Source organism: Chloroflexota bacterium, from assembly GCA_026389585.1.
Taxonomy (GTDB): domain Bacteria; phylum Chloroflexota; class Dehalococcoidia; order UBA2247; family RBG-13-53-26; genus JAPLHP01.
In genome coordinates this window covers 18489-27259 of record JAPLHP010000034.1, presented here as the reverse complement: position 1 = coordinate 27259, position 8771 = coordinate 18489, and the positions used below count along the sequence as shown (strand labels likewise).

The window sequence follows — 8771 nt, the reverse complement described above, 5'->3', positions numbered from 1 at the left end:
GAAAATCTTTTCCTTCCCGTCCTCTTTTTCAGGGAAGATCCATACCGTTTGCCCCTTATAGACAGGTTGTGATTCGACAAAATCCTTCTGAAACAAGCGAGACGATGCCCTCGTCGCCCTCACTGCTAATCTTCTTCCAGTCGACGAAGTGCTCCCAGGCTGCCGTCATGCTCCCAATTTTACTATCGGTGCCGTTGGATAAGATTATGAAGGCGTTGTACCAGAAGATGTGAGGGATGGTGTCCTTGTAGTCCCTGAGGTTATCGTTGTAAGCGTCCTCTACCTGTTTCTTGACGGCTTTAAGCTCGATGAAGACCAGTGGGAGGCCGTTTACGAAGCCAACCAGGTCAACCCGGCGGGTATACATCTCGCCGGTGACCCAGAACTGGGAACAGAGCAGGAAGTCGTTATTGGCCGGGTTGTCCCAATCCACCACCCGCACCACTTCCACCACCTCGCCGTCTCCTTCGGGATCGGGCACGGGAACGCGCACGCCGTTCTTGAGCAGGTGGTAGATCTCACGGTTGGCGGCCACCATGCTCATGCGCGAACGGTCGCGGATCAGTTCCTCGATGGCCTGGCCGATGGCCTCGGGCGGGGCGTCCGGGTTGAGCCGAAGCAAGGCGGGGCGCAGGCGGGAGGTGAGGATGACCTCGGCCTTGGTCTCACGGCCCAGGGTACTCGCGCCGTAGGCGTTGACCGTCTCCCAGCCCAGTTCCGCCAGCAGGGCGATGGCCGGTTTTTCAATGAGAGATTCTTCAGAATAGCCAGACACTTGTTACTCCGATTCCATTATGGCATTTGACTTTTCGGCAAATCTCGACGATAATAGTGTTATCTCATCCACCCATGGTGGAAGGAGTTGGACCAACGCTCTGCGCTGGTCTTTATCATTTATGGGCTCAGAGTCTCCGTTCATACTTCTTCCTAAGCTTCGTCTTAGCGTTCCCATATTCCACCCAGAATGATGTGATCAGCCGTCGGCTGGTGTTCGGATACTTTTTCAAGATAACAACGAAATCGTAGTTCTCCAGCCAAACATACGTCTTGACCGTTCCATCCCCCTCCTCGTAATCCCATGCCAAAGCTTCGGGGCGTTCCGTCTGATTCAGCATGGGTCTAACCCATGGCAATCGCTCAGACCTGCGAAGATCCGGCAGGCGTTCCCCAGCCTCTTTTTCGTCCCTTGTAGTTAGATGCCAGAAAATCTTTTCCTTCCCGTCCTCTTTTTCAGGGAAGATCCATACCGTTTGCCCCTTATAGACAGGTTGTGATTCGACAAAATCCTTCTGAAACAAGCGGTACAATGCCTCGTAGGTAGTGCTGATCCAAGGATCGACCGGGAAGAGGTCCGGTAACCATTCCGGGCAACTCATCTCTCTTTATCCCCATCGTCTCGTGGCGCGAAGAGAAACAAATTGAATTTCTCTTCGCGAAGCGGAGTCGAATAAAGCAGAACACGTCCCAACCGAGCCTCCAGATGCTTTATGATCTCGACTTTGGCTGGATTCTCGGATAGCCCACGATGCCGGTAGGAAACCGCCCCGAGGAGGAAATCGCAGACCTGTAATAAACATGACTCATGGGAGCGGATGTTCTGCAAATGCGCGATCATTTGACCCGTGAAGTCATACTGGTCATTACAAAGCACTTCCTCCAATTTCCTAAGTTTCAATCTGCTGCGCGTATCCTTGATGTCTAGGTAAATGTTGTATCGCATATCCGGGCTTAAGATCTTACTGAGCAGCGAGAAGTACATCTTATAATAGAACTCGTCGTGGGAGCCTTCATTGAATTGATTGTGGTCTAGCCGTTCCTTATTCAGAATCACCAGCCCACGGAAACGTAGCGATGCTTCAGCTAAGAACCAATCAACGATCTCAAGATAGAAACCCAGTCTTGACTTGGATACCTTAGTCCACTTCAGCTCCCCCGTCGCCCGGTGGAGAGCCTTCATTTCCTGCACTTCCTTTGACAGCCGCGCAACCTCTTCTCGCGGGCACCATATGGCGCCCAACAGCATCACCGGCTGGTTATCGTACTCTAGGTGGCAGGATTCGTCACAGTAGATGTTGAAGGTCTCACTCATGCTTTGCCCTCCTCGGGAACCGCGATGTCCAGTTCCGACACATCCACCTCGCCGGAGATGAGCCGGGGCAGCAGCAGGTCGCGGGTGCGGCGGAGGACGGTATTTTTTCTTTGCAGGTTCAATACCCGAAGGGCGAACTGCTGCACCGTATCCTCAAATTGAGCTGCAATAGCCTGTGTCGGAACTACCAGTTCGATAGTTTTGAATACGCCCTTGGTGATTTCCTTGAAAGTGGCACCTGTTCCAAGGCTGATGAAATACTCCACATTTCCCTTGAGCCAGTAGTAGAGGGTATAAAGCCGGAAACGCTCGTTCGGAACACAGGTTATAAAGCCCTGATTCGTACAGGCCTCGGTAGTATTGATTGAAATCACGCCGAGCGTAGCCCGACTGGTCATCATCACGGAAAACGGTGGGAATAAACGTGCAGAACTCTTTTTCAGGCCCAGTTCACTGATTTGATTGCCGGAACGCTCCATGAACATAGAGTTTGTTGCGGTGAGATCGGTTGGCGAATACCAGTTGATAATTCCTTCATCCCAGTATTCGGGAACAGTTTTTGATGGTGTTCCACCACCCATAATAGCGAAGGTGTTCTCGACAGTGCACACCTCCCACCCCTCCGGAATCCTGCCGAGGGGGCAATCGGTGAAGCGGGCATGCTGGTGGCCGGGGAAGCGGAACTTGACGAACCACTCGCGGTAGAGATTCTGCGCCATCTCTTCCAGAATCTTGATCCGCCGCAGGTTGTTCGCGATCAGGTCGTCGTAAGCAGAGAGGATTGCCGCGATTTTCCGTTGGACAGGGAGGTGGGGATATTGGACCGGTATCGTATGAATGTGATTGCGGTTGAGGGAGGGGTTAGCTGCTCCGACGTCTAGTTTCTCGAAGCCCATTGTTTGGATAAAATAATAAGCAAACTTCTGATCATTCCCGTGAAAATTCCTCACCCAAAGCGTGGTGTCATGCGGCCAGTAATTGTCGCGCGTGAAGAAGACACTACCAAGCGTGCCCTTTCGACCTATGATGACTCCTGGTCCTTTGACTTTGTAGACGGCATGAGTCGATTTTGGGCCAGACGACGAGAAGACTTTATAAGGCCCATCACGTTGCTCTTTCTTCGTGATATCAAACCCACGCTGAAAGGTCAGCACTTCTCCGAGCTGGCAATTTTTCCAATCGTTTTTCATCACGCTTCCAAAATTCTTGTTACATTTTCCGCAATCCGCGCTTCCAGTTCCCGGGCCTCAGCGATGAGGGTTTCCAGTTCCTCGTTCTGCTCCTCCAGCCGCTCCTTGAAGTCAAAGTCATCCTCGGCGCGGGCGGCCACGCCCACGTAGCGGCCGGGGTTGAGGCTCCATCCCTGGGCTTCGATCTCCTCCAGCGTTGCCACCTTGCACAGACCCGCTACGTCGGCATATTGCCCTTCGGGAAAGTGTTCGGCCATCAGGCCAGCGCTGTCGTGCAGGTTTTCGACGGCTTCGCCGCGGTAGAGCCGGGCGATGTTGGCCAGGAACTCGATCTGCGCAGAGGTCCAGTCGCGGTGGGCACGGTCGATCTGGCGGTAGAGGTGGCGGGCGTCAATAAAAAGCACCTTGTCGGCGCGGGCGGTCTTGCGCTTGCCCCGGTCGAAGAACCAGAGGGTGCAGGGCAGGATGACGGTGTAGAAGAAGTTGGCGCTCACCGCCACCATCACATCCACGGCGCGGGCTTCGATGATCTGCTGGCGTATGTCCAGTTCCGAGCCGCGGGCGTCGGAGGCGGAGTTGGCCATGACGAAACCGGCGCGACCGGTGTCGTTCAGGGCACTGTAGAAGAGCTGAATCCAGAGGTAGTTGGCGTTGTCGGCGCGGGGCAGGCCGAAGGGAAAGCGCGGGTCGTCCTTGAGGCGCTCTTTGTCCACCTTATCTACGTTGAAGGGCGGATTGGCCATGACAAAATCGAACTTGCCGGTGGAGCGGTGCAGGTCTTCGTAGTAGGAGTTGCCCTGGCGGATGTCTCCGGCCAGACCGTGCACGGCGAGGTTCATCTTGCCCAGGCGGACGGTTTCGGCCACCTTTTCCTGTCCGTATATGCTGAGCTCAGCGCCGGGGTTCTTTTTGTGTTCCTCGACAAAGCGGGCGCTCTGCACAAACATGCCACAGGAGCCGGAGGCAATGTCAAAAATGCGTCCATGGAACGGCTGAATGATGCTGACAAGAAGCTGGACGATGGCGGTGGGGGTGAAGAACTCGCCGCCCTTCTGCCCCTCGCTCATGGCGAAGTGGCCGAGGAAGTATTCGTAAATCTTGCCGAAGGCGTCCCCCTCGATGTCCATGGGGACGGAGTTCATGGTCTTGAGCAGTTCTTTGAGGAGGGAGTTCTCGAAGCGGTTGTAGGTCTTGGGCAGGACATCCTTGAGGTCGGGGTTCTCCGCCTCGATGCCGCGCATGGCCTCATTGATGGCCGTACCGATATTGGCCCCTTCGGGCAGTTTGATCAGCGCCGAGAAGCGCGCCGCCTCGGGCAGGTAAAGCACACCTTTGGCCTGATAGTCCGCCGGGCCGATGGTGCGCCGCCCGCCGCCCTGTCCTGCCAGTTCCCGGGCCGCCGCCTGGAACTTGGGTCGGCATAGCGCAGAAAGACCAGCCCCAGCACCGGAACGGAGTATTCCGAGGACTTCAGCTTGGAATTGGCCCGCAGCTCATCCGCCGCGGCCCAGAGACGGGTTTCGATGTTGTTGCCACTATGATTCATGGTTTCCCCCTGCGCCGATTCTCATTCATGCTGCTGCAATAGCTGCGTGAATCCTAGAGTAGAGTCAAGGATAATGTCAAGAACGACGAGGTGTGGCGCCAAACCTCAGCCTGGATACAAAGGGGGACCAGGGATTAAATCAAATCGTGGTTGGCTTTGATGCAATTTGCTTCTTGCTACGGAGCCTTTACCAACCATTAGTGAACTCAACCGAATTGCCCGACGTATAGCTTTCCTCTACAATATTGGCTAAGTTGCCAGAAGCTGGGCCAGGAGGGAAGAGATGGCGCAAGAAGATCCGATCATTAGTGTCAAAGGTCTGCACAAGACATACGATACCGGCAAAATCAAGGTCAATGCTCTGAGGGGCATTGACTTCACTGTGAGACGGGGCGAAATGGTGGCCATCATGGGTCCCAGCGGCTGCGGGAAGACTACCCTGCTTAACTGCCTCGCCGGGCTGGATGACTTCGACCAGGGTGAGGTGCTAATCGAAGGGACCCCGATCAAGGACATGTCAGACAACACGCGTACTGAGTACCGTGCCCGCCGGATGGGCTTCGTTTTCCAGTTGTATAACCTCCTGCCTGTGCTCACATCTGTGGAAAACATCGAACTGCCCCTGCTTGTCTCCGGAGTCCCGTCAGCCAAGAGCCGACAGCGCGCTCTGGAGTCGCTGAAGATGATAGGGCTGGCAGAGTTGGCAGACCGCATACCGGCGGAGCTGTCGGGAGGACAGCGGCAGCGGGTGACTATCGCCAGGGCACTGGTGAATCAGCCGGCTATTATATGGGGTGACGAGCCCACCGGAGACCTGGACAGCGAGACCACTGCCGAGATCATGAACCTGCTCTGCCGCCTGAACAAGGAGAACCGCCAGACGTTTGTCCTGGTGACCCATTCCCAGGAGGTCGCCGACAGAGCCAACCGCATCGTCAGGATGCGGGATGGCCTGATCGTGAGTGGAAAGTAGCCATGCAAAAGCTATTCGGTGTCTCCATGACCACCATCACCATAGTCCTGCTGGCCTTGTTTGTCATCGTCATGGGGTTTATCGGAGTGCTGGCCTGGCGCAGTCGCATCATGCTTAAGCTGGGTTTGAGAAATATCCCCAAGCGGCCGGCCCAGACAGCGCTCATCATCTTGGGCCTCATGTTGAGCACCGTCATCATCACCAGTGCGTTCGGCACAGGAGACACCATCGTTTACACCATCAGGTCTCTCGCAGCACGCGGTCTGGGCAACACCGACGAAGTAGTCAGCGCCGGCGACCTCGGTTCCCCCGGCGGCTCGAACTACTTCGACTATTCCCGTTTCGACGAAATGCGCACATACCTTCTGGGTTACGACAAGGTTGACAGGCTCCTACCTGCTATCACTGAATCAGCACCATTGATAGATGTCACTTCACAAAAGAAACTCTCCGGCATCGCCGTCTTTGCCCCCGACGCTCAATATATGAATACCTTTTCAGAGATGAAGGACACGCAGGGTCAGGTGGTCACTCTCGACGACCTGGGTGAAAACGAAGTCTACCTGGATGACAAGACAGCAGAGGATCTGAACGCCAAGCCTGACCATATGCTTTACCTCTTCTTAGGGGAGCAACCTACCGTGCTCAAGCTCAAGGCAGCCGTGAAGGGCTCTTCATCGAACAGTCTTTCGACTCTGATCATGCCGCTTTCAATGGCCCAGGAAATCCTGGGCAAAGAAGGGCAAATTAACGCTATTTACGTCTCTAACTATGGCGGCCCGGTGGATGGAGCCAAATACAGTGACCAGGTCAAAGGCAAGCTGGAATACCTTCTTGAAGGCACCGGACTCAAGGTGCAGACGGTGAAGCAGGATACGCTGAAAGAAGCCGATACCGCTGGCAGTGCATTCACCACTATATTCGTGGCTATTGGCCTCTTCTCCATCGCCGCCGGGGTGTTGCTCATCTTACTCATCTTCATGATGCTGGCCGCAGCCCGCAAGTCAGAGATGGGTATGGCCAGAGCAGTGGGGACCAAGCGGCACCACCTGATCGAGATGTTTATCTTTGAAGGCACGGCCTATGATCTCGGGGCTGCCCTGGTGGGGGTAGTTCTGGGCGTGGCGCTAACCTTCGCCATAGCGGGTATTATGGCTCGCATTTTCCAGAATACCCAGCTGGATCTAGCCTTCCATTTTGAACCAAGGAGCCTGGTGGTGGCTTTCACTCTGGGGATGCTCGTCACTTTCATCACCGTTGCTGTCGCATCCTGGAGGGTGAGCCGACTGAACATCGTCAGGGCTATCAGGGATATCCCCGAGCCCAGATTTGAAAAAGTAGGACGCCGGGGGCTGGTTCTGGCCTTACTGGTGCTGTTCATTGGTTTAATGTCATCTCTCGGTGGAGTTTCCTCCGGTAGTGGCACCTCTCTTTACATTGGGATCTCGCTATTCATCATAGGCCTGGCACTTCTGCTGCGCTGTTTTGGTGTAAAGGAGAGAATCGCGTTCACCCTGGCCGGGATCGCTCTATTGGTCTGGACCCTGCTTCCTATTGATGTCCTGGAGGTATTGTTTGGCGACCTGAGCATGGGGATAGAGATGTTCTTTCTCAGCGGAATGATCATGGTTCTCGGTGCCGTCTGGGTGGTGACTTACAACCTGGACATCTTGCTACGCATTCTCACGATTGCAGCGAGCCGTCTTAGAGGCGTGGTCCCGGCGTTGAGAACAGCCCTGGCCTATCCCATGAAGAACCGTATGCGTACCGGGTTAACTTTGGCCATGTTCTCCCTGGTGATTTTCACTATGATCTTCATGTCCGCGATCATCACTTCGACCACGGCTGCCCTAAAAGATGTGGAGTCATTCTCCGGCGGCTATGATGTGCAGGGTACAGTGACCAACCCTATCCCTGATATTCACGCCGCCATTGCCGCCGCTCCTGGCCTTAACGCTGACGATTTCAAGGCCATTGCCGGCCAATCCACGCTGCCTCTGGAGATTCGCCAGGTCGATGCCAAAAGCCAGGAGTGGAAACCGTACCTTGTCCACGGCGTGGACAATACCTACCTGAATACCAACACCTTCAAGTTCGCCCTCATGGCCAAAGGCTATACCTCTCCTCAGGAGATATGGCAGGATATCGGAGATAAACCAAACCTGGCGGTGGTCAGCTCCGATATGGTGCCCTCTCGAAACCAGTTCGGGCTCGGGGGAGGCGGGGAGGACTTCCAGTTGGAGGGGATATACCAGGAGGACAAGAGCATAGACACTGCCATAGAAGTGGAGATGCAGGACCCGTACAGCGGCCAGCAGATAAAGCTCACTGTCATCGGCGTCCTCGAATCGGTGAGCTTCAACTACGGGGTCTACACCTCCCAGACGACGCTGGGCCTGGCCTGGCCCGCCGCTTTAGTGCCTACGACCTATCTCTTCCAGTTGAACGAAGGTGTGGATGCCAAAGCGGTAGCCGATGCCCTTGATACGGCATTCCTCACCCACGGCATGGAAGCCACATCAGTAAAGGAAATGCTGGATGAGGGTAGCAAGGCCATCTTCGCCGTGAACTCCTTGCTCCAGGGCTTCATGTCCCTCGGCCTGGTAGTAGGCATTGCCGCCCTGGGGGTGATAAGCACCAGGGCCGTGGTGGAGAGGCGTCATGAGATAGGGGTACTAAGAGCCATAGGATACCAGCGGCGCACGGTGCAGCTGAGCTTCCTGCTGGAGTCTTCCTTAGTAGCGCTGCTGGGCATCTTCATCGGGGTAGTGCTGGGGCTGGCCCTATCCCACAATGTCATCAACTTCATGTCTGATCAGATGGAGGGGTTGAAATTCCACATTCCCTGGATGCAGATTGTGATAATTGTGGGAATAACCTACGTCGCTTCTCTCCTCATGACTCTGCTGCCAGCCTGGCATGCATCAAGGATCTATCCCGCAGAAGCCCTGCGGTATGAATAGGTCGGCAATC

5 protein-coding genes and 2 pseudogenes are annotated in these 8771 nt (G+C 55.1%); 2 read left to right on the top strand and 5 right to left on the bottom strand.

Annotated elements, in window-relative coordinates; genetic code table 11:
- Positions 1-94 precede the first annotated feature (94 nt).
- From NTZ04_02915 to NTZ04_02895, 5 genes and pseudogenes are all read right to left on the bottom strand, one after another.
- Positions 95-775: pseudogene (locus NTZ04_02915) on the bottom strand (type I restriction endonuclease).
- A 127-nt stretch (positions 776-902) separates the two neighbouring features.
- Positions 903-1376: a hypothetical protein gene (locus NTZ04_02910; protein ID MCX5991269.1), complete on the bottom strand. Its 474-nt coding sequence runs from the start codon at positions 1374-1376 to the stop codon at positions 903-905.
- A complete protein-coding gene (locus NTZ04_02905) occupies positions 1373-2089 on the bottom strand; it encodes a DUF3800 domain-containing protein (protein MCX5991268.1) in 717 nt (238 codons plus the stop codon). The genes NTZ04_02910 and NTZ04_02905 overlap by 4 nt, the downstream gene beginning before the upstream one ends.
- The gene (locus tag NTZ04_02900) at positions 2086-3279 is read right to left on the bottom strand and encodes a restriction endonuclease subunit S (protein ID MCX5991267.1); all 1194 of its coding nucleotides are present in this window, start codon (positions 3277-3279) and stop codon (positions 2086-2088) included. Before NTZ04_02900 ends, NTZ04_02905 begins: the two co-directional genes overlap by 4 nt.
- Positions 3279-4825, bottom strand: a pseudogene (locus tag NTZ04_02895) (class I SAM-dependent DNA methyltransferase). Before NTZ04_02895 ends, NTZ04_02900 begins: the two are co-directional and overlap by 1 nt.
- Positions 4826-5108: 283 nt before the next feature.
- Here NTZ04_02895 and NTZ04_02890 point away from each other — a divergent pair.
- Both NTZ04_02890 and NTZ04_02885 read left to right on the top strand, forming a co-directional pair.
- Positions 5109-5798 (top strand): ABC transporter ATP-binding protein, encoded by a 690-nt coding sequence (locus NTZ04_02890; protein ID MCX5991266.1) that lies wholly within the window; start codon positions 5109-5111, stop codon positions 5796-5798.
- A 2-nt stretch (positions 5799-5800) separates the two neighbouring features.
- Positions 5801-8761 (top strand): FtsX-like permease family protein, encoded by a 2961-nt coding sequence (locus NTZ04_02885; protein ID MCX5991265.1) that lies wholly within the window; start codon positions 5801-5803, stop codon positions 8759-8761.
- Positions 8762-8771: the final 10 nt, after the last annotated feature.